The sequence below is a fragment of the Paraburkholderia sp. IMGN_8 genome, assembly GCF_038050405.1.
In the GTDB taxonomy this organism is placed as follows: domain Bacteria; phylum Pseudomonadota; class Gammaproteobacteria; order Burkholderiales; family Burkholderiaceae; genus Paraburkholderia.
This window is the reverse complement of the sequence record NZ_CP150901.1, coordinates 3033603-3058804: the sequence shown is the minus strand read 5'-3', so window position 1 is coordinate 3058804 and position 25202 is coordinate 3033603. Positions and strand designations below refer to the sequence as shown.

General features: G+C 60.4%; 22 protein-coding genes and 2 pseudogenes. 16 read left to right on the top strand and 8 right to left on the bottom strand.

What is annotated here, in order from left to right:
* Positions 1-482 precede the first annotated feature (482 nt).
* The 3 genes from WN982_RS34985 to WN982_RS34975 form a co-directional block, all read right to left on the bottom strand.
* Positions 483-782 (bottom strand): helix-turn-helix domain-containing protein, encoded by a 300-nt coding sequence (locus WN982_RS34985; protein ID WP_341316571.1) that lies wholly within the window; start codon positions 780-782, stop codon positions 483-485.
* A 35-nt stretch (positions 783-817) separates the two neighbouring features.
* Positions 818-2683, bottom strand: a complete 1866-nt coding sequence (gene ilvB / locus WN982_RS34980; RefSeq protein ID WP_341316570.1) for a biosynthetic-type acetolactate synthase large subunit — start codon at positions 2681-2683, stop codon at positions 818-820.
* Between the two features lie 136 nt (positions 2684-2819).
* Positions 2820-3413: an AraC family transcriptional regulator gene (locus tag WN982_RS34975; RefSeq protein ID WP_341316569.1), complete on the bottom strand. Its 594-nt coding sequence runs from the start codon at positions 3411-3413 to the stop codon at positions 2820-2822.
* 321 nt (positions 3414-3734) lie between these two features.
* On the opposite strand from WN982_RS34975, the gene WN982_RS34970 reads away from it, so the two are divergent.
* Both WN982_RS34970 and mug read left to right on the top strand, forming a co-directional pair.
* On the top strand, positions 3735-4730 hold the full coding sequence (locus WN982_RS34970) for a GlxA family transcriptional regulator (protein ID WP_341319519.1): 996 nt from the start codon (positions 3735-3737) through the stop codon (positions 4728-4730).
* Entirely contained in the window at positions 4727-5257 is a 531-nt protein-coding gene (gene mug, locus WN982_RS34965; RefSeq protein ID WP_341316568.1) for a G/U mismatch-specific DNA glycosylase, read from the top strand. Before WN982_RS34970 ends, mug begins: the two co-directional genes overlap by 4 nt.
* Here the strand turns inward: mug and WN982_RS34960 are convergent.
* Positions 5218-6150, bottom strand: a complete 933-nt coding sequence (locus tag WN982_RS34960) for a LysR family transcriptional regulator (protein ID WP_341316567.1) — start codon at positions 6148-6150, stop codon at positions 5218-5220. The genes mug and WN982_RS34960 overlap by 40 nt on opposite strands.
* Before the next feature lie 222 nt (positions 6151-6372).
* On the opposite strand from WN982_RS34960, the gene WN982_RS34955 reads away from it, so the two are divergent.
* The 4 genes from WN982_RS34955 to WN982_RS34940 all read left to right on the top strand — a co-directional run bounded on the left by WN982_RS34955 (position 6373) and on the right by WN982_RS34940 (position 11474).
* Entirely contained in the window at positions 6373-7047 is a 675-nt protein-coding gene (locus WN982_RS34955) for an antibiotic biosynthesis monooxygenase (RefSeq protein WP_341316566.1), read from the top strand.
* An 81-nt stretch (positions 7048-7128) separates the two neighbouring features.
* Entirely contained in the window at positions 7129-8754 is a 1626-nt protein-coding gene (locus tag WN982_RS34950; RefSeq protein WP_341316565.1) for an MFS transporter, read from the top strand.
* Positions 8755-8781: 27 nt separating this feature from the next.
* On the top strand, positions 8782-9858 hold the full coding sequence (locus tag WN982_RS34945; protein WP_341316564.1) for an HlyD family secretion protein: 1077 nt from the start codon (positions 8782-8784) through the stop codon (positions 9856-9858).
* Complete coding sequence (locus WN982_RS34940; RefSeq protein WP_341316563.1) at positions 9855-11474, top strand: efflux transporter outer membrane subunit; 1620 nt, start codon at positions 9855-9857, stop codon at positions 11472-11474. Before WN982_RS34945 ends, WN982_RS34940 begins: the two co-directional genes overlap by 4 nt.
* Here WN982_RS34940 and WN982_RS34935 read toward each other — a convergent pair.
* A pseudogene (locus WN982_RS34935) lies at positions 11455-11685 on the bottom strand (LysR family transcriptional regulator); the annotation flags it as partial. The gene WN982_RS34940 and the pseudogene WN982_RS34935 overlap by 20 nt on opposite strands.
* A pseudogene (locus tag WN982_RS34930) lies at positions 11670-11798 on the bottom strand (carboxymuconolactone decarboxylase family protein); the annotation flags it as partial. The pseudogenes WN982_RS34930 and WN982_RS34935, both read right to left, overlap by 16 nt.
* 781 nt (positions 11799-12579) lie before the next feature.
* Between WN982_RS34930 and WN982_RS34925 the strand changes: the two are divergent.
* The 3 genes from WN982_RS34925 to WN982_RS34915 all read left to right on the top strand — a co-directional run bounded on the left by WN982_RS34925 (position 12580) and on the right by WN982_RS34915 (position 16146).
* Positions 12580-14385 (top strand): tetratricopeptide repeat protein, encoded by a 1806-nt coding sequence (locus WN982_RS34925; RefSeq protein WP_341316562.1) that lies wholly within the window; start codon positions 12580-12582, stop codon positions 14383-14385.
* 282 nt (positions 14386-14667) lie between these two features.
* Positions 14668-15201 carry a cation:proton antiporter gene (locus tag WN982_RS34920; RefSeq protein ID WP_341316561.1) on the top strand — a complete coding sequence of 178 codons (534 nt, stop codon included), beginning with the start codon at positions 14668-14670 and terminating at the stop codon, positions 15199-15201.
* Between the two features lie 396 nt (positions 15202-15597).
* Positions 15598-16146 (top strand): DUF1003 domain-containing protein, encoded by a 549-nt coding sequence (locus WN982_RS34915; protein ID WP_341316560.1) that lies wholly within the window; start codon positions 15598-15600, stop codon positions 16144-16146.
* A gap of 514 nt (positions 16147-16660) precedes the next feature.
* On the opposite strand, the gene WN982_RS34910 is transcribed toward WN982_RS34915, so the two are convergent.
* The gene (locus WN982_RS34910) at positions 16661-17686 is read right to left on the bottom strand and encodes a LacI family DNA-binding transcriptional regulator (protein ID WP_341316559.1); all 1026 of its coding nucleotides are present in this window, start codon (positions 17684-17686) and stop codon (positions 16661-16663) included.
* A 281-nt stretch (positions 17687-17967) separates the two neighbouring features.
* Here WN982_RS34910 and WN982_RS34905 point away from each other — a divergent pair, with 281 nt between their 5' ends.
* The 5 genes from WN982_RS34905 to WN982_RS34885 all read left to right on the top strand — a co-directional run bounded on the left by WN982_RS34905 (position 17968) and on the right by WN982_RS34885 (position 22513).
* Positions 17968-19026, top strand: a complete 1059-nt coding sequence (locus tag WN982_RS34905; protein WP_341316558.1) for a fatty acid desaturase — start codon at positions 17968-17970, stop codon at positions 19024-19026.
* Between the two features lie 15 nt (positions 19027-19041).
* A complete protein-coding gene (locus WN982_RS34900) occupies positions 19042-19365 on the top strand; it encodes a non-heme iron oxygenase ferredoxin subunit (RefSeq protein WP_341316557.1) in 324 nt (107 codons plus the stop codon).
* A gap of 84 nt (positions 19366-19449) precedes the next feature.
* Positions 19450-20484 (top strand): sugar ABC transporter substrate-binding protein, encoded by a 1035-nt coding sequence (locus WN982_RS34895; RefSeq protein ID WP_341316556.1) that lies wholly within the window; start codon positions 19450-19452, stop codon positions 20482-20484.
* 26 nt (positions 20485-20510) lie between these two features.
* The gene (locus tag WN982_RS34890) at positions 20511-21380 is read left to right on the top strand and encodes a sugar phosphate isomerase/epimerase (RefSeq protein WP_341316555.1); all 870 of its coding nucleotides are present in this window, start codon (positions 20511-20513) and stop codon (positions 21378-21380) included.
* Positions 21381-21406: 26 nt separating this feature from the next.
* Entirely contained in the window at positions 21407-22513 is a 1107-nt protein-coding gene (locus WN982_RS34885; protein WP_341316554.1) for an S-(hydroxymethyl)glutathione dehydrogenase/class III alcohol dehydrogenase, read from the top strand.
* Between the two features lie 41 nt (positions 22514-22554).
* On the opposite strand, the gene WN982_RS34880 is transcribed toward WN982_RS34885, so the two are convergent.
* The gene (locus tag WN982_RS34880) at positions 22555-23616 is read right to left on the bottom strand and encodes a LacI family DNA-binding transcriptional regulator (protein WP_341316553.1); all 1062 of its coding nucleotides are present in this window, start codon (positions 23614-23616) and stop codon (positions 22555-22557) included.
* A gap of 161 nt (positions 23617-23777) precedes the next feature.
* Between WN982_RS34880 and WN982_RS34875 the strand changes: the two genes are divergently transcribed.
* Entirely contained in the window at positions 23778-24860 is a 1083-nt protein-coding gene (locus tag WN982_RS34875; protein ID WP_341316552.1) for a fatty acid desaturase family protein, read from the top strand.
* A gap of 33 nt (positions 24861-24893) precedes the next feature.
* A complete protein-coding gene (locus tag WN982_RS34870; protein WP_211699980.1) occupies positions 24894-25202 on the top strand; it encodes a non-heme iron oxygenase ferredoxin subunit in 309 nt (102 codons plus the stop codon).

The following is a 25202-nucleotide window of genomic DNA, read 5'->3' as shown; positions in this document are numbered from 1 at the left end:
GCAGGGAGGCGGAATGAGTGAGACTGGTGCTGCCGTCACGAGACTGGATTGACAGTTGACGCTGTGGTCGGTACGCGAGGGTCATGGCCGGTTTGCAAAGGATCCGTTATGCGAGTGAAGACGCTCTCAGGGCGTCTGTCCCACCACGTGATCGAACGACCGTAGGTGGCCCGAAAGCCGCCGTTGACTTGGCAGTGATCCGGAAGGCGGCAACGGGTCGACCTGAGCCGGTCGTCATCCGACTCCGTCCGGCCAGTTGCTGACGTTCAGCCCGGCGGGACGAGCGGCAGCTTCCGACTCCATTGTCGCCGCCCGAGCCGGGCTTTGAATGATGCGCCAAGGCCAAGCGCCCCAAGGCGGTTGAACGAGAACGGTTATGCTGCTCGACCCTCAACCCGGTATCCTGCGGAAGGAAATCGCAATGCGATTCCGGCAGTCGGTATGCGAGACAGCGCCCACACATCTATCGATAGTACCCGCGGCTACAAATGCGATTTGATCTGTTCCGCAAAGGCGCGAATGACGTCTTCGTTTCGCGATAGAAACATCCACTGACCCGCTCGTGTCGAATCAAGCAGTCCCGCGCCGACCAATGCCGCGAGGTGTGCCGATACGGTCGATTGCGCCAGCCCGCTGCGCGCGAGGATGGCATTCGACGGCACCCCGCGAGCCAGATCGATGTGGCCTTGCGCAAAGTGCTCTTTAGGGGCCTTCAACCACCTCAAGACTTCGCGCCGGAACGGGTTCGCCAGTGCCTTATGAATCAAGTTCTCGTCAATCATGGACTTCGACAAGCGCCTCAATAGCAGTTGAACGGCTAGAACATGTCCGTGGCGCTCTGGCGTCCCACGCCCTGAATGTGTGTTTCCTGCCTGGTGCGAGACGGAATGAAGGGACCTGTGATCATGTTCGCGTAGCTTTGTCCCGGGCCTACCATCGGAAATACATCGGCGTTCTCGTCGATCATCACCTCGAGAAAGGCAGGCCCGTCGAATTCCACGAACGCCCTCAGCGCGCCCTCGAGTTCATCCACCGCTTGAACGCAGCGCGCAAATTTAAAGCCATCGGCCTTGGCCGTCATCACGAAGTCCTTGCTATGCAACGACTTGTCGCTGACGAACATCCGTCCTTCATAAAAGAGGCGCTGCCACTGCCGGATCATGCCGTCACCGCGATTGTTGAGCAGCAACACCTTAACGGGGACGCCATAAGTGGTTGCCGTCTCCAGTTCGCCGAGATTCATCCGGATGCTTCCGTCGCCGTCGATGTCGATCACGAGGGCGTCCGGTCGCGCCAATTGCGCGCCGATTGCGGCGGGCAGTCCGAAACCCATCGTTCCCATGCTTCCCGATGTCAGAAAGCTGCGAGGCTCGCCAAACCCGAAGAACTGCGCGGCCCACATCTGATGCTGGCCGACGCCCGTGGTGATGATCGCTCGTCCGCACGTGATTTCGCTGAGTTTCTCGACCACCCACTGCGGCTGAATCGCGGGGTTGTTGCGGTCGTAGTTCTGCCCGAACGTGCGCTTCAACTCCGCGACGCGTTCGAGCCATGTCGAAGGCGATGGCGTCGCCGGACTGTGCTCGATCAAAGACAGCAGCGCGTCTTTCGCGTCGCCCACGTGAGCCCAGTGCGCGCGTTTGACCTTGTTGATCTCCGCCTCGTCGATATCGATATGAGCGACATGGCGAGCACCGGCGGCGAATGATTCAGGCCGCCCACCGGCAACCCGATCGTCGAACCGGGCGCCCACCGCGATGAGAAAGTCACAGTCTTCAACGGCGTAGTTCGCGCTTGCAGTGCCATGCATGCCGAGCATTCCGAGATACAGCTCGTGATCGGCAGGGATGGCGCCAAGACCCATGAGCGTCGTCACGATCGGAATGCGGTTGCGCTCGGCAAACGCGCGTAGCTCAGCCGCCGCGCGAGCCGTGATCACGCCGCCGCCGATATAGAGCAGCGGCCGCTGACTCTCGCGCAGAAGCTCGAAGAAGGCGTGGGCCTTTTCTCGTTCAAGACGCGCGCCTTGCGCCACCATTCGCAGACGATCGGCGTAGCCGCGGGAATGCAGCGTGCCCCGCCCATGATAGGGACCCCTCCAGTTCTGGATGTCTTTGGGCACGTCCACGACGACCGGGCCCGGCCGGCCGGTGCGGGCAATTTCGAATGCGGTTCGCAGGGTTTGCTCGAGCTTCGCCGGGTCGGTTACCAGGAACACCTGCTTCGCGCACGCCGACATGATGTTGAAGACGGGCGCCTCCTGAAACGCGTCGCTGCCGATCGCGGCGCGTGGCACCTGCCCGCAGATGAGAACAACCGGTATCGAATCGCCATTGCAGTCGGCGATCGGCGTCACGGCATTCGTCGCGCCCGGGCCGGACGTCACCATGAAGACGCCGACTTTTCCGCTGGCCCGCGCATAACCGGCGGCCATGAAGCCCGCGGCTTGTTCATTGGCGGGGACGACGAACTTGATCTGACGCTTGGCATGCGCCGCGTTCATTTCGTTATGACGAAACACGGCGTCGTAGGTCGGCAAAATCGCGCCACCGCTATACCCGAACATCGTGTCGACGCCCTGCTCGGCAAGTACGCGCAGAATGATGTCGGCGCCCGACAGCATCTCGCTCGTATGCGTTGGCGTCGGATCGGCGGGTGTTGCAATGTTTGGGTATTGAGTCATGGCTGGCTTGCGGTCGAACATGAGGGGCACTCGCAGCTGAAATAAGCTGCTCGAACAACGGCGAGAAAAGACACCACGATTCTGCCAACGATCGGAACCGCGCGGTCCCTTCGTTGTGATGGCGCACGGGCCAAACTTAGCTACATTTGGGCCACGAGCGCTGCCTCGACAATGACTTTGTCACGCTTCTGGCGAACGCTTCTCCAAGGTCCTCTCGGACGAGAGCCAAGGCCACCCGGATACCGTCGCTCACACCGCGCGACGAGTACAGGTTGCCATCCTTCAAATAGCTTTGATGGCTGATGACGTGTACCAGGGGGAACTCGGTGGACAGACGTTGTGCGTCGCGCCTATGCGTCGTCAACGCGCGATGATCGGCAAGGCCGGCGCGCGCGATTAAAAACGCCCCGTTGGACACCGACGCGAGCCTTCGCACCCTGCTTCCGGCATCACGAAGCCAGTCCACCAGTTCGCGATGCTCAGACCCCGGGCCGACGGCCGGGGAGCCCGGCACGACGACGATGTCGAATGAAATACGCACATCCAACAGAGACTCCGTCGTCCCCACCGCTACGCCATTCGAGCACGCGACGGGCCCCGGAGACGGCCCTACGAGATGCTGCTCGTACAGCGTGGCGCCGCTCAGACGATTCGCTTCGTGGAACACGTCCATCGGGCCCGTCACCTCGAGCAGCCGGAATCCCTTATACAGCATCATCGCTACTTGCATACCCCCCACTCCGCGAATGGAATCCACGAGACCCAGTCTATTCAGCCGGCACGGGCGAGGAAACACGCGGTTGTCGTCATGCTGGGCCAATCAACTTGAGATTTGGGCCAACGTGCGTTCGACATCTCCCCAGTCCAATCCATTGATGACTCGCACTCAAAAGACAGTTTCAGCCTAGTACGTCCCTGTTTTCGAGCCATTGCGGTAAGCTCACTCGCCAACCGTCGTTGCAGGTTCGCAGGTTGGGTCCGGCCGTTCGGGTCAAGCCAATCGGGTCGCCGGTATCGGAAACGGGACGATTCACTCCAAGAAGGTCACGGCATGAAAGTCGCCATTGTCATATTCGATGGTGTCCAAGCGCTCGATGTTGCGGGCCCCCTCGATGTGTTCGCGGAAGCCAGCGCGAACCTTACAGAGCAGCAGAAATATGAAGTCACGCTCGTAGGCCCTCAGGCCGGCACCGTGACCTGCTCGAACGGGATGGGGCTTTCCGTGCCGTATAGCTACGCGGATCTCAACACGCAATGGGACCTGCTGCTGATCGCAGGCGGCCCGCAATTGCCCGACGTTCAACCGTCAAATGAATTTCTGACGTGGCTGCAACTTCAGGCACGAGACACGAAACGGTTCGGCTCCATTTGCAATGGGGCATTCGTGCTTGCCCATGCCGGACTGCTCGATGGCAAGGAAGTGACGACTCACTGGGCGGACGCGGGCCGTCTGGCCCACGAATTTCCGCAGGCGCGTTTGCAGCCCGACAAGATCTTCGTTCGCGACGGGCGCCTCATTACGTCGGCGGGCGTGACGGCCGGCATCGATCTGTGCCTGTCGCTGGTCGCCGAAGACTTTGGACACGAGTTGGCGGTGCGTGTCGCAAAACGTCTCGTGGTGTATATCCAAAGGGAAGGCGGTCAATCGCAGTACAGCCCGTATATGGGAACAGGCAGGGACGAAGATCCGATTATCGGCAAGGTGCACCGGTACGTGACCGAGCATATAACCGACGCGCTTTCGATCGAGCAGCTCGCGGACGCAGTGGGCGTGAGCCGGCGGACGTTCTCGCGAGTCTTTGCAAAGTACGCGAAAGTGACACCGTCCGCGTTTGTGGAGCAGGTTCGCGTCGACAGCGCGAGGAAGTTGCTGGAAGACTCCGATGCGCCGCTGAAGACCGTTGCGTATAAATGCGGCTTCCGCAGCGCCACGCATATGCGCACGACGTTCTCCCGGCGGCTGGAAGTCACGCCGAAACAATATCGACAACGATTCCGCGGCGATGCAGGCACGCAGGTCTCTTTTCAAGCACTCGCTCATTCGTGACTGACGCCGATTCGCTTCAATCGCTTCCCGATCTCCTAGAACCGAACTTGTCGGTGGTATTTTGCGGAATTAATCCAGGTATCCGTGCGGCATCGACAGGTCACCACTTTGCGGGCCGAGGCAATCGATTCTGGCGGGTCGTGCATCTCGCCGGGTTTACCCCCGAACACATTCGGCCCGAAGACGATTACACGATTCTTCGATATGGCTGCGGTCTCACTACCGTGGTCCCTCGACCAACTGCGCAAGCCGCCGAGCTCTCGCGATCGGAGATTGAACTGGCCGGGAATGCTTTCCGCCGAAAGATCGAGCGATACGCGCCGCGGCATATCGTTTTCCTCGGAAAGATGGCACTTTCGGCGATCTCCAGTACGCGCGATATCGACTGGGGTCGACAAACAGAGCCATTCGGCGGCGCACGCATGTGGGTCGTCCCCAATCCAAGCGGACTGAATAGGGCGTTCGACCTCGATGCGCTGGTGACCGCTTACCGCGAAGTTCGCGTTGCGGTAGCGTCCGCAGCCTGAAGGTGCGGGTTCCGGCGTAGCGTCTCGGTCACGTATTCCACGAAAGCGCGAATCTTGCCGCTGGTGCTGCGCCGCTCGACATGCAGCAGGCTCACCGGCACCGACTCGGGCTCGAATGACGTCAGGACCGGTTGGAGTTTGCCGTCGGCCACCTCCGGCGCCGCCTGGTACGACAGCAGCTGAGTGATGCCCACACCTTCGGCGGCGGCGAGAATGGCAGCGGGGCCGAGGTCGACCACCATCCGCGGCCGCACTCTGACAGGCAGCCTCGAACCGTTTTCGCTGAACACCCACTCGAGTGGGTGCGAGACGCCGGTGAAAGACACGCAGTGGTGATTGATCAGATCCCTGGGGTGAACGGGTTCTCCACGCTCGGCCAGATAGGAGGGCGCGGCGTAGGTCCGGCGCCGCACAAAACCCAACGGAATGGCGTATGTCGAAGAGTCTCCGAGGTGGCCGATACGGAGCGCCACATCCACCCCTTCCTCTAGGAGCCGCGTGGTTCGATCAGCGTATACCGCGTTGATGGTGACGTCCGGATAACGCAGCGCGAAGGCGTTGATCAGCGGCGCCACATATCGCTGGCCGAACAGGACCGGTGCGGAAACGGTCAACGTCCCTACGGGATTGAGTGGATCGGCCGCAATGCTCGCTTCCGCGTCCGTGATGGTGTCCAACACCTTCCTGCAGGCTTCGAGATAAGCCATGCCTGCATCCGTCGGACGAACCGTTCGGGTTGTCCGGGCGAGCAGTTGCGTGCCGAGACGGGATTCGAGCGAATTGACCGCTCGCGAGACCCCGCCGGCCGACATGTCGAGTTTGTCGGCCGCGCCGGTAAAACTGCCTCGGTCAACGATGGCGACGAAGATCTCCATCTCGCGCAATTTGTCCATTCCGCCTCCCACCCTGATCGCCGCGTCCACTCGCGGTGATTCTATTCGATCAGTACTCAAAGGACTCTTTCAGCCTGCGATGGTTATCGGAACGTCGATTGCCCGGTTGGCAAAAATTGCAAACTCATTGGCCCAATAGCAACTAGCTTGGGCCCCTATGAATTGGGGCTTTCCCCGACAATCACTGCACGTCGTATCACCAACCAACCGAAAGAGGTGCACATGTTTGCCGCAATGCTTGAAGTCAATCCGAAGCCCGAACAGTTCAACGCGTATCTCGGCATGGCCAAGATGCTGCGCCCCGAACTCGAGAAGATCGACGGGTTCATCCATAACAATCGCTACGCAAGCCTCACGCGCGAAGGATGGCTTCTGTCGCTGTCGAGCTGGCGCGACGAGAAGGCGCTCGTGCGCTGGCGCAGCCAGGCAGCCCACCACAAGATCATGCAAGCCGCGCGTGACCGGGTGTTCTCCGACTATCGCCTGCGTATTGGCCAAGTCGTCAGCGACAACCAGTTGCCTGCGGGACAGGTCCTGATCGAGCAACGCCTGGACGTCACCGAGACGGGCAGCGGCACGGCAGTGACGCTGCATGAAGGGACTTTCGCGCCGGACTGGGTCAAGCAAGCTGGCGCGCAAGCGGTGACGAAATCGCTTGGCGTCGATATGAACGCGCCTGACCTCGTTGCCTGGGACGTGTTCGACGCACTGATGACGCCGGGCGAGGTGATCGCGGTGGTGACGTGGCGCGACCAGGCGGCGGCTGAAGCGTTCGAACGCGATGCAGCGGCAGCGGATGGCTCGCGCCGGCGAAACGTCCGCATCATCCGCGCGTACGGCATGTTCGATCGCCGCGAAGCACCGCAATATTTTGCAGAGGCACGACGCACGCAGTAGTTCAGCTGCGCTCAGTCATAGATATGGCTCGATAGGAAATAGCTAGATTTCCTATCTAACGCGAGTAGCAACGAGGTTCCCATGACCACCATCGACCCTTTCACCACCGGAGCGGAACGATTGAGCGTCGCGAAGGCGCCGGCACCCGCTCCTGCACCGAGGGAGGAGGCTCCCGCACAGCCGACGCCCCCGCAGTCCAGCCTGACGCTGCGCCTCGCCGCCGGCCTCGTCGGGATGCTGCTGGCGTCTCTCCTGGCCATTCTCAACGAGCAGGTCACGGCGCAGGCCATGGCGGACATCCAGGGCGCGCTCTCGATTGGTCATGACGATGGAACCTGGCTGACCGCGCTGTTCGAGGCGGCCAATGTGGCGACGATGGTGTTTGCCCCGTGGTTCGGGATCACCTTCACGCTCAAGCGATTCACGATCGGCGCCGTGACCGCGACGATGATCCTCGGGTTCCTTTGCCCCTTCGCGCCGAACCTGCTCACGCTCGATGGGCTGCGCGTGCTGCAGGGGATGGCCGGCGGATGCCTTCCCCCGATGCTGATCATCGTGGCGCTGCGCTATCTCCCGCCCAAAGTGAAGCTCTACGGACTCGCAGGGTACGCACTCACGGCGACCTTCGGGCCGGCGCTCGGCACACCGCTCGCCGCGTTGTGGACCGAGTACGTCGGCTGGCAAATGGCCTTTTGGCAAATCGTGCCGCTGGGCATCGCGAGCTGCGCGGCGATCCAGTGGGGGCTGCCGGCCGATCCGCTCAAACTCGAACGGCTCGCGGCCTTCAACTGGACCGGGTTTCTGACCGGCTTTCCGGCCGTCGCCATGCTCGTGATCGGCCTTCTGCAAGGCGATCGTCTCGACTGGCTCGATTCCGCGTTCATTCGCGTGATGCTGATCGGCGGCGGGCTGATGTTGGTGACGTTCCTTCTCAACGAGTGGTTTCACCCGCATCCTTTTTTTAAGCTGCAGCTGCTGGCGCGCAGAAACTTTGCGCACGGGCTCACGACACTGGCGGGCGCGGTGATCTTGCTGGTTGGCGTGGCGGCGATTCCCGGCCAATTTCTCGCCAACGTTCACACCTACCGGCCGCTGCAAACCGCGCCCCTGTCGCTGCTGGTTGCGCTGCCGCTCTTGATCACGTTGCCTTTGACGGCCGCACTCCTGAATCTGCGGCGCGTCGACCACCGGTGGGTCATGGCCATCGGCTTGAGCCTCATGATCACCACGTGCGTGATGGGGAGCTTCATCACGTCCGAGTGGGTCCGCGACAACTTCTACTGGCTTCAATCGATACAGATCGTCGCGCAGCCGATGGTGATCCTCGCGATCCTGATGGGTGTGACGACGGGCTTGCCCCCGACGGAAGGTCCCTTTGCTTCAGCGATGTTCAACTCGCTCAAGACATTTTCGGCGGCTGTGGCGACGGGTCTCATCGAAGGGTTGGGCACCGATCGCGAACGTCTTCATTCGAACATGCTCGTCGACCAATTAGGCAATCACGCGCTGGTCACGAGCCAGAGCATCGACGCGGCCCACGGCCTCGGCGAACTTGCACACCGGATCCACGAGCAAGCAGTGGTACTGACATCGGCGGATCTCTATCTCGTGATGGCGGGCGTCGCCATCGCGCTTCTTCTCCTCGTGCCAGTGTTACCCGTGCGCATTTACCCGCCGTGGAGCACGACGCCGCCCTCTTCGCATTAGTCATTCAAGCATTAAGGGAACGCAATCATGTCAACCGCTCTTCGATCTCCCCGCAAACTCATTCCCGCGGCCGCTATCGCCGTCGCAGTCGGTATAGGCGCATGGGCTTATGCAAGCCTGTCAGGCGGCTCGACTACCGAGTCCACCAACGACGCCTACGTCGAGGCCGATTTCACCCTCGTGGCGCCGCGCATCCCCGGCCAGATCTCCGAAGTCCCGGTCGACGACAACCAGTCGGTCAAAGCCGGGCAATTGCTGGTGCGTATCGACGACCGCGACTACAAGGCCGCCTTGATGAGCGCTCAAGCGGACGTCGCTGCGGCAAAGGCGGCCGTCGCGAACTTCGACGCCGAAATCGCGCGGCAGCCCGCGCTCGTCGATCAGGTGCGCGCGACGCTCAAATCCGACGATGCGGCGATCGCGTTTGCGCGCGACAACGCCACGCGGTACCAGGATCTCTCGCAAACCGGCGCAGGCACGGCTCAGGAGCAGCAGCACGCCTCGAGCGCGCTCGCCGAGCAGCTCGCGCAGCAGGCTCACGACCAAGCCGCGCTGGAGGCAACCGAGCAGAACCTGAACGTACTGAATACCCAGCGCGACAAGGCGGCCGGCGCGCTCGAACGCGCCGAGGCGGTGCTCGAGCAGGCGCAGCTCAACCTGTCCTACACGGAGATTCGCGCGCCGATCGACGGCAAGGTCGGGCGGCGTTCCGCGCGGGTTGGCGCATACGTGACGCCCGGCGCGCCGGTGCTCGCGATCGTACCGCTGTCCGAAGCCTATGTCGTCGCCAACTTCCAGGAAAACCAAATCACCAGGATGCGGCCCGGCGAAAGCGTGCGCATCAAGGTGGACAGCCTTCCCAGCGTGGTGATTCACGGCCGGATCGATAGTCTCGCGCCCGCAACCGGTGTGAGCTTTGCGCCTATCGCACCCGACAACGCGACGGGCAACTTCACGAAGATCGTCCAACGCGTGCCGATCAAGATCGACATTGACAAAGGTCAAGAGGCAGCGTCCGCGTTGAGCGTGGGGCTGTCTGTCGAAACCGAAGTGGCCACCGGCCGGCATGGCGATGCGCGGGCCGAAACGGGAGAGCAAAAATGAGGACGCACGACTTTACATTGCGCGCGATCCGCGCGTTGGCGTTGGAAATCCTGGCATGCCTCGTGATCGCGGGCTGCACGGTCGGACCGAATTTCGTGCCGCCCACGACGTCCGCGCCGCCGCAAGTCTTTGAACGTACCGAAGCGGCGCAAGCGCCGAGCAAGGCCGTCGAAGCCGGATTCGATTCCGAATGGTGGACGCTGTTCAACGATCCCACGTTGACCGCGCTCGAAAAGCAACTGGCCGATGCGAACCTCGATGTGGCCGCGGCGTCGGCGCGCCTGCGGCAAAGCCGCGCCGGACAGCGCATTGCGGGGGCAGCGGAATTACCCACGCTGGGCGGCGCTGCGTCCTACGACCGCGAGCGCGGCAGCCCGAACGGCATTCTGTCGCTGCTCGGCGTCCCGTCGCTCGCCCCCCAATCGCAATCCGCTTCGGGGAAATCGCCGCTCGGCGTGGCGCCGGTACCGGGCTCCAAGGGGGCGCCGGCCTACAACCTCTATCAAATGGGCTTCGACGCCTCTTGGGAACTCGATATCTGGGGCGGGGTGCGACGCGGCGTCGAAGAGGCGTCCGCCTTGTCGGATGCTTCTTACGAAGACAGAAACGCCGCGTTGTTGTCAGCCCGCGCCGAACTCGCGCGAGACTACATCGAGTTGCGCGACAGCCAATCGCTGCTGGCCATCGCGAAACAAAACCTCGAGATTGCCCGCGATACCACGAAGCTCACGCAGATCCGCGAGCGTGACGGCGTGACGACGGATCTCGACGTGGCCAACGCTTCCGCGCAGGCAGCGTCGATCGAAAGTCTGATTCCGACACTCGAATCGCAATGCGAGACCAAGATCAACGCGATTGGCGTCTTGCTCGGCGAGGAGCCGGGAGCGCTCAAGCAAACGCTCGCCGAGCCGCATGACGTGCCCGAGCTGCCTGCACAGGTGCCCATCGGCTTTCCGTCGGAGCTCGCGCAACGCCGACCCGATATCCGGCGAGCGGAAGCGCAATTGCATGCGGCCACGGCGTCGATCGGTGTGGCAAAAGCCGACTTTTATCCGCACATCTCACTCAATGGCAGTGCGGGTTTTCAGAGTCTTCAGCTCTCCAGCCTCGCCAGCTGGGCGTCGGGGCAGTTTATTCTCGGCCCCTCCATCACGATGCCGATCTTCGAAGGCGGGCGGCTCAAGGGCACCCTGCAGTTACGCGAGGCGCAACAACAGGAGGCCGCGATCATCTACAAGCGAAGCGTGCTCGAGGCGTGGCGCGAGGTGGATGATGCGCTGGTTGCCTACGATGCCGAGCAGCTGCGCCGCGGCAAGCTGAAGGAGGTGGTGGCGCTGAACCAGCGAGCACTCGCCGTGGCGCAGCAGCGCTACAAGGCTGGGGCATTGGACTATCTCGACGTGCTGAACGTTCAGAAGCAACTGCTCGAAGGCCAGAGCAACCTCGAGCAAAGCGAGGCGATCGCTGCCGCGAATCTGATCACGCTCTGCAAGGCGCTCGGCGGCGGCTGGGACTCGACTTACGCAGTCCAAGCGCCTCAAGTTGATGGTGGCAATGCGGCGTCTCAGCGAGTTCAGCCAGAACACGACACGTCGATCACAGCAAAGGCAGACTGAGCCTGATGTGCTCCGCAAATGAGACGGTCAAAAGAGATGGATGCGCCTGCGCGAATTTCAGGAAGTTGCCGACGCTGGGTAACGATGGCAGTTCAGGGTCGGCATTGAGTACCTGTAGATCCGCGGGAACGGCAGTCTGCGTGAGGACGGCGTAAGCCTGCCCCGAGCGAACCAGCGCGGTGAGGCCCGAGAGACTGCTGCGCGCAGGCGCACCAGTTCCGTCAGCGATTTTTCGAGGGGCGACTCGGCGATTTGCTCTTCAACGGCCAGAAGGGCCATAACCGCGTTAGGGTTTGCGTTATAGAAGTCGAGTCGTTGTTGCATGATGAGCTCCTGAGTTGGGGATGATGCGCGATGTTGCGCGCGGCGGGAGCAAGATCAGGCTTTCAGGCGGTCTCTGAAAATAGCCGGTTTATTTCAATTTTTAGGTGACCACCGGTCATTACCGTGCAGTGCCGGCGCGGCGGGCCGCCGGCGCTGGTCCGACGACGGTGGCCGCAAATAGCCGCTATTCGGACGTTCGTTTGCAGCGAGTCTTGGTCCGCTCAGGGTCCGCTCAGGGTCGGCTACGGCCGGCCGCGTTCGGCGGCAGTCGGCCAGGAGTCGGCCAGAAGTGGACGTTCTGGTATTCGATGCTGACCGGTGGCGCATAGACGGGTCACTTTCCGTGAGCACGGCGTCGGCTATTGCTTTGCGCCTTTGTTCAGGTAGCCCCGATTCTTACATTCGAAAGAAATTCCTTTCTCCGCGACGCCTCCCCTCCGAGGGGGCGAATCCACTGGAGGGGCTGGGTGGTCTGCGCGGTGGTGCGTAGATTTTCTTCTGAGAAAAGCAGATAGTTATTAATGTAGCTATGTTGGCGTGGTACGAATTGCAATCTTCTTGATCCTCCCGCGCGCACGAATCGTTCGAGTCACTTGAAGGCTATTAGCGGACCGCAGCGCTGCGCTACCTCTCGCCACAGAAACAATGAGCGCTGTTTGTGTAGGCTAGAGAATGCCGCGCGAAGATTGCGACGGCGTGTACGCCTTAGCCCACCTCCCAACTTCCTGTGCCGCGTCAGGGACCGTAACGCCTGGTCGACACGACTCTATGCGGGGACGCCATGGAAGATGAAAAAGACGGACGAACCCCACAGCGAATACCGAGGCACCTGTGGGCGATGTTGCGAGCGCAGGTTAGCGAATGGTTCATTGGGGGCGTCCTCGTGGCAATCACCGGCTTCGCGCCGCAGGAATTCATCGCTCGACTATTCCGCTATATTGCGGCGCCAGAGAGGGTGGAGCATTTGTCGCGCTTGGCGCTCGATGCCCGGCCGGTGATTGTCTTTGTTGGAATCGCAATCATTGTGGCTGATGCGCTGTATCGGAACCGGCACCGACCGGTCACTGCTGTCCCAGGAAGGCCGCCGCTCACTGAGGATGGAGCGGGGCGTTTGCAACCTAACGGCAGGGCGCTGGTGGAAAGCGAACCGAGTGAACCGGAAGCATTACCGCTCCCAAATAATCCATCGCTATCGGAGGGGCGAGTGATACTGGTCGTGCTTCCGTTCGAAAGTCTCGGTGGCGGCGACAAATATGATTACTTCAGTGAGGGCTTAACTGAGGATATGATCACCCAACTTGCCCGGCTCAGCCCGGAGCGCCTGGGTGTAATCGCCCGGACTTCGGCGATGCGCTACAAATCCACGACCAAGACCATTCATCAGATCGGCCAAGACCTCAGGGTTTCCCACGTGCTTGAGGGAAGCGTCCGGCGTGCCGGAGATCGGGTACGGGTTGCGGCGCAGCTCATCCGGGTAAGCGACGAAACGCACCTTTGGGCCGAGACCTACGAGGGGAACCGACATGACATCCTGGCACTCCAGATCGAGGTGGCCAAGGCAATTGCCCGCGAAATTGAGATCAAGCTCACGCCGCACGAGCAAGGGCGTTTAGACCGTACTCCTGCCATTGATGCGCAGGCGCACGAAGCGTATCTCAAGGGGCGTCACTTCTGGTCCACGCGCACCGAAGAAGGAATGCGAAAGAGCATTGAGTATTTTCAGCTCGCTATTGGACACCAGCCGAACTTTGCGGCCGCCTATGATGGAGTGGCCGATGCTTACACGATGCTTGCATGTCGCGGTGTGAGCCCTGCGCGCGAAACGTTTCATAAAGCAAGAATGGCAGCCAGGAAAGCGCTGCAGATTGAACCTGATTTGGGTCAGGCTTATGCGTCACTGGCCCATGTGCGTTTGCACGATTGGGATTGGGTCGATCTGGAACAGGATTTTCTGCGCGCCATTGAACTGAATCCAGGACACGCGATCGCCTATTATTGGTACGCGGAATATCTCATGATGGCAGGCAGAGCCGAAGAAGCCATTGCCAGGGTCAGGCAGCCCCAACAGATGGATCCGTTGAATTCAATGCTGAATTCATCTGTTGCCATGATCTTGTACCTTGCTCGGCGATACGACCAGGCACGGGAAGAACTCCGTAAAGCCCTGGAAATCGATCCAAACCACTTTCTGCTTCACTTCAGGCTGGGATTGGTTTACCAGCAACAGAAGTTGTTCGATGACGCAATCGAGGAGATGCAGAAGGCTGTAACGCTTTCCGGGAGGAGCACGGAGGCGCTGACGGGGCTGGCCCAGACCTACGCTGCCGCCGACATGAGAGCGGCCATGCAGCAGATCGTGGATGCGCTGGAGACGGAATCCGAAAAGCACTACGTCCACCCCTACCACATGGCGAAAGTGTTTGGTTCGCTCGGGGACAAAGAGCAGACCTTCGGCTGGCTGGAAAAAGCCTACGAAGAGCACAGTCCTGACTTCATTGAGCTCAGGACAGAACCTACCTTCGACAGCGCTCGCATCGATCCCAGATTCTCTGAACTGCTATCCCGCGTCGGGTTCAACCAGATCTGAAGGACGACGCTCTGTGATGGGCGCCAGGGCAAGTGGTTGCGCATTACTCCGGCTGCAGTCGCTGAATCGGCGTCTCCCCCTAACGCTGTCGCGTCGGGGGGGCTGGAGCCATGAGCGCATCCGACTGTAGCCAGAATCGACCTAGCCTCACCTGGAGCGGCCTATAAATGCGTTGAAAGCGGCCGGGGCTGGTATGAGTCGGCGCGAGGCTAAAGGGGCGGCCATTGCAGTTTTGCTGGCGACAATCATCATGTCGAGGTCCTGCTCTCGATTGCCTTATGCATGGGCTCATACGCGCTGGCAGAGCTGCTTCACTTCTCAGGGCCCATTGCCGTTGTGGTTGCCGGGCTGTTTCTGGGCAATGAAGGATGGAAGACGGCATTCCCGGAACAGACTCGCCAGTACCTGACAGTGTTTTGGGAGGTGATCGACGATATTCTGGATGGCGTGCTCTTTGTCCTGATCGGCCTGGAGATGATCGCGATCAAGGTCGCTGGCTCATATCTGCTGCTCGGACTGATCGGTATCGGATGCGTGCTGCTTGGTCGTGCGATCAGTGTGGCGATTCCAATCTGGACGATCCGCGCGCGTTTCGAGTTTCCGGCAGGCACGATCCCGCTGCTGATCTGGGGCGGGCTTCGAGGCGCCCTGTCGATCGCGCTGGCGCTATTGCTGCCGGCGGGTCCGGAGCGTGAGCTGATCCTCACCGCGACCTACGTGATCGTCATTTTTTCCATACTCGTGCAAGGAACGACCTTCGGGCGTGTCCTCAGAAGGGCTATGCCCGCTATGAGCGAGATGCCTGTGCGCAAGTAAGAAACTCCACGGAACGCTCCGCTTTCCTCCATCCCTCGATCGCCCGTCGCCGTGAACAGGATGCTGCTTGAGCTGCCCGGATCAGGCCCTGGGGGTTCGCGCGCGCCTAGGGATCGAACGGCTCATATTTGCTCTACAGCCGCCGATCGAAAATGCTGTTTGACCGGCTCCTTTGGTCGACTAGGGCCAGACATGCCAGGCAGAAACCAACAAGCAGCGGGCATTCACGCAACCCCGAACGGGCACTACACTCTGCTTGTTCCCACGTCGCACTGCCTGCCGTGAGGAATCGTCTGGCGATAGGCCTCCGTTGTTCATTGCGTCGTATCTCCCTCGATATGATGCCGCAGACGTCGTTGCAGTCTGGTTTCGAATGATTACGTACTTGGGGAATGTATGAAAACACCGAATTCCGGCTCCGCCGCCGCTCCGTTCGACGTTCCGAACGTGGATCACCTTCGCTTCCACCGGCCTCACGCACACCTTGCCACGGCGTTTGGCAATGACAGGTTCGCGCTCAAGGCCGAAGCCTTCGCGCGGTTTTTTGGGACGCCTCTATTTTTAGGGGCACAGACGGTAATCGTCGCCATCTGGATTGGGGTGAACGCCCTCGGTTTCACGAAATTCGACGTTTACCCATTCATTCTCCTTAATCTGGCGTTCAGTCTCCAGGCAGCTTATGCCGCGCCGCTTATTTTGCTTGCTCAGACGCGACAGGCAGCACGAGACAACGCACACGCCGAAGCTGACGCGCAACACAGGGAGGCTCTTGCCGTCGCTAACGAGCAGCGGCAGGCAATTGCCGCCCAAAACGCGGCTCAATTGCTGGAGTTGTTGCAGAGGAATACGGATCTGACCGAACTTACCCAGAAACTAATCGAGCGTGTCGAAACGCTGACCGCCGAGTTGCACCAGAAGCTCGTGCAAAAAGACTCAAAACCATAAGTCAATCCTGAGAGCGGCGAGATGAGCGATACACAGCGAAAAGCATTCAAGCCGCTCCGGCGACGCGAAAAAATACCGGCCGCGCGTATCACACTGCATCGCTCGGCCGGCCCTGAAATCGCCCCGAATCCCGCGTAGACTGGCGCTGCGCCGGCCTGCGGCCAACTGCATCAAAACGAGCCACCCAAGAGGAGGGCAGGCGGGGAGGGGGGCTGCGATCCTGACGCCACCGGAACCACCCAAGGCCCGTACGACCGACCGGAGGCCAACACCGGTCCCGCACTGCTGCCGGACCGCGGCCAGCCTGTCATAGGCCGGGAAAACGCGCCGGGAGCCGCCACGTACTTCCGGGATCGCCCAGGTACTGACATTCGGCAAATTCGGTCGAACGTCCGCTCTCCGGCTGACAAGAGTCATCGGGCTTCAACGGCTTGACCCGCTTCCGTAACGATGCCCGCATGGAATCTGTGTTACGTCCCGTCCGGAAGTGTGCGATAGAAGCCTGAAAACATAGTTAGTACAACGAGTAACGCGAATACGTCTCTATCGGGATGATCGCTTGGGCAGGAACCGGTCGGGCTTCACAAGCACTTATCAAGTGCTCGACAGCTGTTCGCAGCATGAGTCGAAGGTCCTGGGTCAGCAAATAGTCAATCGCGTCGGCCCGCAAGAGCGGCTCCGTGATGCGGTTAACTTCGTGAGTCACGTAGACCGTCTGGCCCGCCAGGCTGTATTCCCGCAGCGCGGCCGCCAGCCCTTCGTTGCCACCCGCGACGTTGTAGATTCCATCGAGCTTGCCGTGCTCGTCCAGAAAGCGCCGGGTTGCCTCATAAGTCGCAGCGCCCGAATCAGCGCCCTTGATGACCTCCACGAGGTTCACGTTCGGGAACCGCTGCCTGATCAGAGAACGGAAACCGATCTCGCGGTCCTCGTGGCAGGTATAGGAAAACGTTGCGACGACCACCGCGACGTCGGGCGATGGGTGCGCCTGCAAATGCCGGCCGATGAGAAACGCCGCGGATTGCCCTGCAGCGCGGTTATTGACACCTACGTAGGTGTGACGGGCATCGGCATCGACATCCGTAACAAGCGTCACGACCGACTTGCCAACGGCCATACATTTGCGCAGGGCTGCGGTTGTGGCCGCCGTGTTCGTGCAGATGATTGCAATACCGTCCGCCTCGTCAGCTGCAACGCTCACTTGCGCTGCCACGTCGTGGTCGGAAACACCCACGCAGTTCACGACCTCAAGCCGCGTTCCTGCCGCAGCGAAGTCATCTTCGAGTTCGGCCGCGCATCGCATCAGTTCCTCTGTGAAAGCGTCCCCAGCCTGCGCGAGCAATCTGAACGCGTAATTCCGCTGCGCGACAGGAACCGTCGAATGTGCCGGAGCTCCCGCATCGAGTTGTCGCAGCGCGGCGTCGACGGCGCTGCGCGTACGTGGGTGCACCCCCGGTCGGTTGTTCAGCGCGCGATCGATCGTCGCCCGGCTGAGCTGCGTCATCTCCATCAATTGCTTGAGGGTCGGCTTGCCTTTCATCGTGCATTCCCATGGGTCGAAGTGCGGAACCAGCGCATGGTTGGCATTTTGCCTCAAAAAATGAGTCTTCATGAGACATGGCGTGAGGCAACACCACGCAATCGGGCAACCAGAGGAATGCAGACGGCAGGACGGGGGTCATGGAATACCCTGAATAGCTCAATATGAGGCATATTAGTCTTTGACGATGGCTCATAAAGAGCCTTAAATGAGCTCAATTGTGATCAATGCTTCATCTCACATCTCATCGTCAAACCGATTTCTCGTACAGGGTGCGACTCATGTCCGACCAGCAAGACAGCAGGAAAACGATCACCATGGACGACTGGTATAAATGCCGGCTCGACAGAAAGGTGCTCAAGGAAGTCACGCGGCGCAACGACTCCGCCGCGCTTCTTCGTTTTGGCGGATTCATTGGGCTGGTGGTGGCAAGCGGCGCGCTCGCATGGTTCTCGCTCGGTTCGCTCTGGTGCATACCGGCGCTTCTTCTCTACGGCACGCTGTATGCATTCGCCGAGGCGATGGAACACGAACTGCGCCATCGCACGCCATTCAAAAGCGAATGGCTGAACGAGTCGGTGCATTGGCTGATCTGCTTCATGACTTGGCGTGAGCAGATTTATAGCCGCTGGTCGCATGCGCAACATCACACTTACACGCATCTCACCGCAACTCTCCCCGCCGACGTTGAAATTGCGGTCAAGCGGCCACCGAATTACCTGAAGCTCGCCACAGATTTTCTGCGTGTTTCGCACGGCATTCATCACCTGGGCAACATCGTCCTGCATAGCTTCGGCATCGTATCGAAGAGCGCCAGGGCCGTTGTTCCGCCCACCGAATTTCGTGCAATGTTCCGCAATTCGCGTGTGATTCTGGCGCTGTACATTGCCGTCGCCGCATGGGCGATCGTGGCCCACAGCTGGTTGCCGGTCATTTTCCTGCTGCTGCCTCGCTCCTATGGTGCCTGGCTCCACGAACTGCTGGCCATTACGCAGCACACGGGATTACGTGAGAACGAACTCGACCACCGCTTCTCGACACGAACGATCAAACTCAATCGCGCTCTGCAGTTCCTCTACTGGAACATGAACTACCACGTCGAGCATCACATGTTCCCCAACGTGCCTTTCCACGCGCTGCCGAAACTGCGCAAAGCGATCGAGGCCGATCTGCCGCCGGCATACGAAGGGCTCTTCAACGCTTGGGGCGAAATCTTCCACGTCTTCCGGATGCAACGACACGATCCGGACTACATGATTACGCCGTGCGTACCGGGCAAGTCGCCGTACGTCGCGGCAGAACACGACACCGCCGCGCCGCTTGCGGCCCAGGTACGCTAACCGGGGACAGATGCAATGAATATCCTGCAATGGCATCAGGTCTGCGCGTGTGATGACATCGACGAAGAGGACGTCATCGAGTTTCGTCACGGCGACAAGCTGTATGCGATCTATCACACGTCGAGCGGCTTTTACGCAACCGCCGGTCTCTGTACCCACGAGACGGCGCGCCTCACTGAAGGTCTTGTGTTCGGCGAGATCATCGAATGTCCGATGCACATGGGCCGTTTTCACATTCCGTCGGGCGCGGCGAAAGGTGCGCCCGTTTGCGTGAATCTGCTTACTCATCCAGTGAAGATCGAGGACAACAAGGTCTTCATCGGGTTAGCAAGCGATTGACTGCCGCGCCTCGATTGAGAGGCGCGGCTCCACCTGGCCCGTGTCGTCATACCGGCCAACAGAACGATATTTACGGAGACAGCTATGCAATCCACCATAGGGAAGGCGTTTTGCCTGACCGCCACAGTGTTGAGCCTGGGACTATGTACCGGTGCTTTCGCGGACCCCGTCGCTCATTTTGATTTCATCACGCACGCGCCGGATTCGGATGCGTGGTGGAACACGGTCAAGAATGGCATCAGACAGGCCGATCAGGATTTCAACGTACAGACCGACTACCGGAATCCGCCAAACGGGGACATCGCCGACATGGTGCAACTGGTCAACCAGGCGGCCGCACGCAACTACGATGGCGTGGTGTTGACGATTGCCGACTACGACCTTCTCAAAGGGGCCGTCACGAAGCTGAAGGCGAAGAATATTCCGTTCATTACCTCCAATACCGGTACGGAGCAGCAGAGTGCCGACCTCGGCGCCATCATGCATGTGGGTCAGCCGGAATACCTGGCAGGCAAGGAAGCGGGGCTGCGTGCGAAGGCGGCCGGCATCAAGACGTTTCTGTGTGTGAACCACTATGCGACTAATCCGCTCTCGTTCGAGCGCTGCCGCGGATTCGGAGAAGCCATCGGTGCGGACACGAAGGCATCTTCGCTTGATGTCGGCACCGATCCAACCGGTATCGAAGCCAAAGTGAGTGCCTATTTGCGTGCTCACCCGGATACGCAGGCCGTGTTGACGCTGGGACCGACGTCCGCCGACCCCACCATTCGTGCGGTGACCAAAATGGGGCTCGCCGGCAAGATCTGGTTTGCGACGTTCGACATTGATCCTGACGTTGCCAAGGCGATCAAGGACGGCACCATCAAATTCTGCACCGATCAGCAACCCTATCTGCAGGGCTACATTCCCATCGCAATGCTGGCGATCATGCACAAGAATCACAACACGGATGTCGTAGCCGCCCGCACGGAGCTGGAAAAGGATCCGAAGTTCATGAAGCGCCTGGAGTCTTATGGACTCAAGCCGGTCTACGAGGCGCGCAATATCAGCTCGGGACCGGGCTTCATTACGCCGCAGAACATTGAGAAGGTGTCGGCGCTGGCTGGCAGCTACCGTTAAGCCCAGTTGCTTGCCGAGGAGGTCCAATGAGTCAACGCCTGCTGGTGTTTCAGTCAGTGTGGGCGATGGAGCGTCGCCATACCGACGGCTGCGAACGCACGCTTGAAGAGAACCTGCGGATGATTGCCGATGCGGGCTTCGATGGCGTGAGTGCGCACTATACCGACCGGGCGTCTGTTCAGCGGCTGGCGCAGTTGCGCGGGCCGCATGGACTGCATGCAGAAGGCCAGTGCTTCCCACGGACGGTGGACGACTTGCAGCCTGTGCTCGAAAATGCCGCTGAGTTTGGGGTCCACCACATTGATCTGCAGCCCGACGTGCGTCCTCGCACAGTCGCAGAATGCGTGACACTGCTCGATGGGTGGCAGCGGCTGGCGGAACAGGTCAACTTCCCGGTCTACATTGAAACGCACCGCGACCGGATGACCACGGACCTGCATTTCACGCTCGATCTGCTCGACGCGCGGCCCGATCTTAAGTTGCTGGGTGACATTTCGCATTACCTCGTGGGGCGTGAATTTGCATGGCCCGTGTCCGACGAAAACCACGCGCTGATGCACCGCATCCTCGACCACTCATGGGCATTTCACGGACGCGTCGCGAGCCGTGAGCAGGTGCAGATCGAGCTGTCGTTCGAACCGCATCGGATGTGGGTCGACCTGTTTCTCGACTGGTGGCGCTATGGCTTTGCATCGTGGCGCCGGCGAGCGGGTCCTGACGACACGCTGGCGTTCACCTGTGAGCTCGGCCCCAAACCGTACGCGATTATCGGGCGCGATGGCAACGACACGACCGACCGGTGGGCAGAGTCACTGCTGCTGCGCGACTGGATACGCGAGGTATGGGAAGAATTGCAGCTCGCTGCAACGCTCACGGGCAGCGCAATTCCCGAATAACAACCGCTTCAGCAGAGGACGGCAGTATGAAAACCAAAGCAGCCATCGCATGGAAAGCAGGTGCACCGCTGACGATTGAAGAAGTCGATCTGGAAGGTCCGCGCGCCGGTGAAGTGCTGATTGAAGTGAAAGCGACAGGAATCTGCCACACCGACTACTACACGTTGTCGGGCGCAGACCCGGAAGGCATCTTCCCGGCGATTCTCGGCCATGAAGGTGCTGGCGTGATCGTCGACGTGGGTCCAGGTGTCGGCACGTTGAAGAAGGGCGATCACGTCATTCCGCTTTACACGCCGGAATGCCGTCAGTGCAAATTCTGTCTGTCGCGCAAGACCAATCTTTGCCAGGCGATCCGTTCGACGCAAGGCAAGGGCCTGATGCCCGATGCCACGTCGCGCTTCTCGCTGGACGGCAAGCCGCTGTTTCACTACATGGGCACGTCCACGTTTTCGAACTACATCGTGGTGCCGGAAATCGCGGTCGCGAAGGTGCGCGAAGACGCGCCGTTCGACAAGATCTGCTACATCGGCTGCGGCGTGACGACGGGTGTCGGCGCTGTGGTGTATTCGGCGAAGGTCGAGGCGGGCGCGAACGTGGTGGTGTTCGGTCTCGGCGGCATCGGCCTGAATGTGATTCAGGGCGCGAAGATGGTTGGTGCGGACAAGATCATCGGCGTCGATATCAACCCGGGCCGCATTGAGCTGGCGAAGAAATTCGGCATGACCCACTTCGTCAACCCGAACGAAGTCGAGAATGTGGTCGACCATATCGTGCAACTCACCGACGGTGGCGCGGACTATTCGTTCGAATGCATCGGCAACACGAAGGTGATGCGTCAGGCACTGGAATGCACGCACAAGGGCTGGGGTCAGTCGTTCATCATCGGCGTCGCGGCGGCGGGCGAAGAGATCAGCACGCGTCCGTTCCAGCTGGTGACGGGCCGTGAGTGGAAGGGCTCGGCGTTCGGCGGCGCACGCGGCCGCACGGATGTGCCGAAGATCGTCGACTGGTACATGGAAGGCAAGATCAATATCGACGACCTGATCACGCACCATCTGCCGCTCGAGCGCATCAACGAAGGCTTCGACCTGATGAAGAAGGGTGAGTCGATCCGCTCGGTCGTTCTTTACTAGGCGAAGGCGGTCACTCTCGAAATGGCGCCCCGCTTCATTGTTCATTCGCTGAGGTAAGGACTGTGTCTGACGTTGGCCGAGCAGAACACGCGAAACTCGACCGGTTCGGCCCGGGGTGCCGTATCGACGATACCGCACGCATAGAGGGCATGCTGCAATGCCGCGATGACCTGTCCGTCCGGATCCTGGTCAATCGCGATATCCATGCTGCCCGCCTTGATGAAATCGCGATGCAGATCGAGCATTTCATGGCCGACCCACACCACCTTATTTGCCGCGCCGAACTTGCGCAACGCCGCTTCGACACCCGCCGAGCCGTAGCCGCTGTTGTAGATCGCGCTGAGACCGCCTCGCTCGAGCGCTTTAGCCACGGCGTAATAGCAGCGGTCGTCCTCGTCCTGCGTCTCGATCGGCTCATATTGACATGTCAGATGCGCGAATGCTTCGTCGATCTGCGCACGGCAGCCACCAATGCGATCGAGATGCGCCCGGTAGTCCATACGGCCGCACAGCAGCAACACCCGGCCCGGTTGCCTCGCCAGCCGACCGATGTAATAGCCGGCGGTGCGGCCCGCGCACACGTTGTCGATGCCGGCGTAGTGAAGTCTTCCGGTATCGGGAATGTCCGTGACCATGGTGACCACCTGTTCCCCGCGCGCGATCGCCGATCTGAGTGCGTCGCGCACCGGCGTCGTATCGTGCGTCGTGATGATGAGCGCCGCGCGTTGACGACGGGACGGGCCGATCGCCTTCGTGATCACGTCGTCGTCGGCGGCCGACAGTACCATGCGATGCACGACAACGCGGCGATCCAGCATCTGCATGGCGCGTTGCAGCGCCTGATTCAGACGGCTGAAGAACGGCGCCTCGCTGTCGGGCAGCAGCACGTCGACATGGATAAGTCCGTGACGGGTCTCAGGCAACAGGCGCGGCACGGCCAACTCCCGAGCGGCCGCCACGACGCGCTTGCGTGCTGCATCCGATACGCTGCCGCGCTCGTTCAGGACACGGTCAACGGTAGACGGACTGACGCCGGCAAGTTGTGCGATCTCGATGAACCGCGCAGAGCGCTTACGCCGAGGGGGTGCTGCGCTATTTGCCACGCTTGTCTCCTTGTGCTGTTCATTATTTTCATCGCCGTTTTCCTACGCTAGAAGGTTGACGATAAATCGTCAACCTTTCCGTTGAGCGATGCACGAATAGGGCTTATTTTTGATTCATAGACTCTCTGCATCATGCAGAGAAGGACATAACGGAGACAGACGTGGCAAACATGACCGACCGTGCGCGCGAAGCTTCCTCGTCCGCACGACACGAGGAGTATCGGCTTGTCGGCGGAGCGGGTGAGCGCGCGCAGGCTGCCGGTCTAGTCAATGCGCAGTGGTACAAATGTTCGGTACCCCGCCCGGTGATGAAGCAGTTGATGCAGCGCAGTGATGCCCGCGCGATTCGCGACACGCTCATCTGGTACGCGGCCATAATTGGCAGCGGCGTGCTTGCCGGGTTCGCCTGGCACGCCCACTCGCTGTGGGCGATTCCAGCCTTTTTTCTCTACGGCACACTCTACTGCAGCCCGGCCGATTCGCGCTGGCATGAATCGGGGCATGGAACGGCATTCAAGACGCGCTGGATGAATAACGCGCTGTATCAGGCGGCGTCGTTTCAGGTGTTCCGTCGTGCGACGGTATGGCGTTGGAGTCACGCCCGTCATCACACGGACACCCTCGTGGTCGGACGTGATCCCGAGATCGCAGCGCCACGGCCAACCGATTGGCTGGGCCTGGCACTGAGTATCTTCGCGCTAAAGCACGTGTGGAATGAACTGCCAAAGATGATTGCTGCGGCGTTTGGCCGGATCAATGAGGAAGACCGGACTTTCGTGCCGGCGTCGGAATGGCCGAAAGTGTTCCGTGAGGCCCGAATCTCTCTGGCCATTTACGTCGTAGTGATTGGTGCAAGCGTCTACTTCCGCACGATCCTGCCGCTCCTCTATATTGGACTTCCGAGCCTGTACGGGGGCTGGCTCTACCTGTACTTTGGTCTTACCCAGCATGCGGGGATGCCGGAAAACGTGTTGGACCACCGTCAGAACTGCCGTACCGTTTTGATGAATCCGGTTTTCCGGTTCCTGTACTGGAACATGAATTACCACGCCGAGCATCACATGTTCCCGATGGTTCCGTTCCATGCATTGCCGCAGCTACACGATACGGTGAAGGGTGATATGCCGCCGCCGTATCGCAGCAGCCTTGCCGCCTACGCTGAGATCATTCCGGCACTCGTACGACAGACGCGCGATCCGTCGTACCACATCGTGCGTCCGGTTCCAGCCGTCAAGCAGGCCTGAGAGAAATCAATACAAAACCTGGAGACGACCGCCATGTCACAATGGGTCGAAGCTGCCGCGCTGGGCGATATCGAAGACGAAGACGTGATGCGTTTCGATCACGCGGGACATACCTACGCAATTTATCGCGTCAACGATAACGTCTATGCGAGCGACGGATTGTGCACGCACGAACATGTGCACCTGAGCGATGGGCTCGTGATGGACCATGTGATCGAATGTCCGAAGCACAATGGCCGCTTTGACATCCGTGATGGCCGCCCGCTTTGCGCACCCGTGTGCGAAAAGCTCAAGACCTACCCGGCGAAGATCGAAGCCGGCCGCATCCTGATCGAGGTCTGA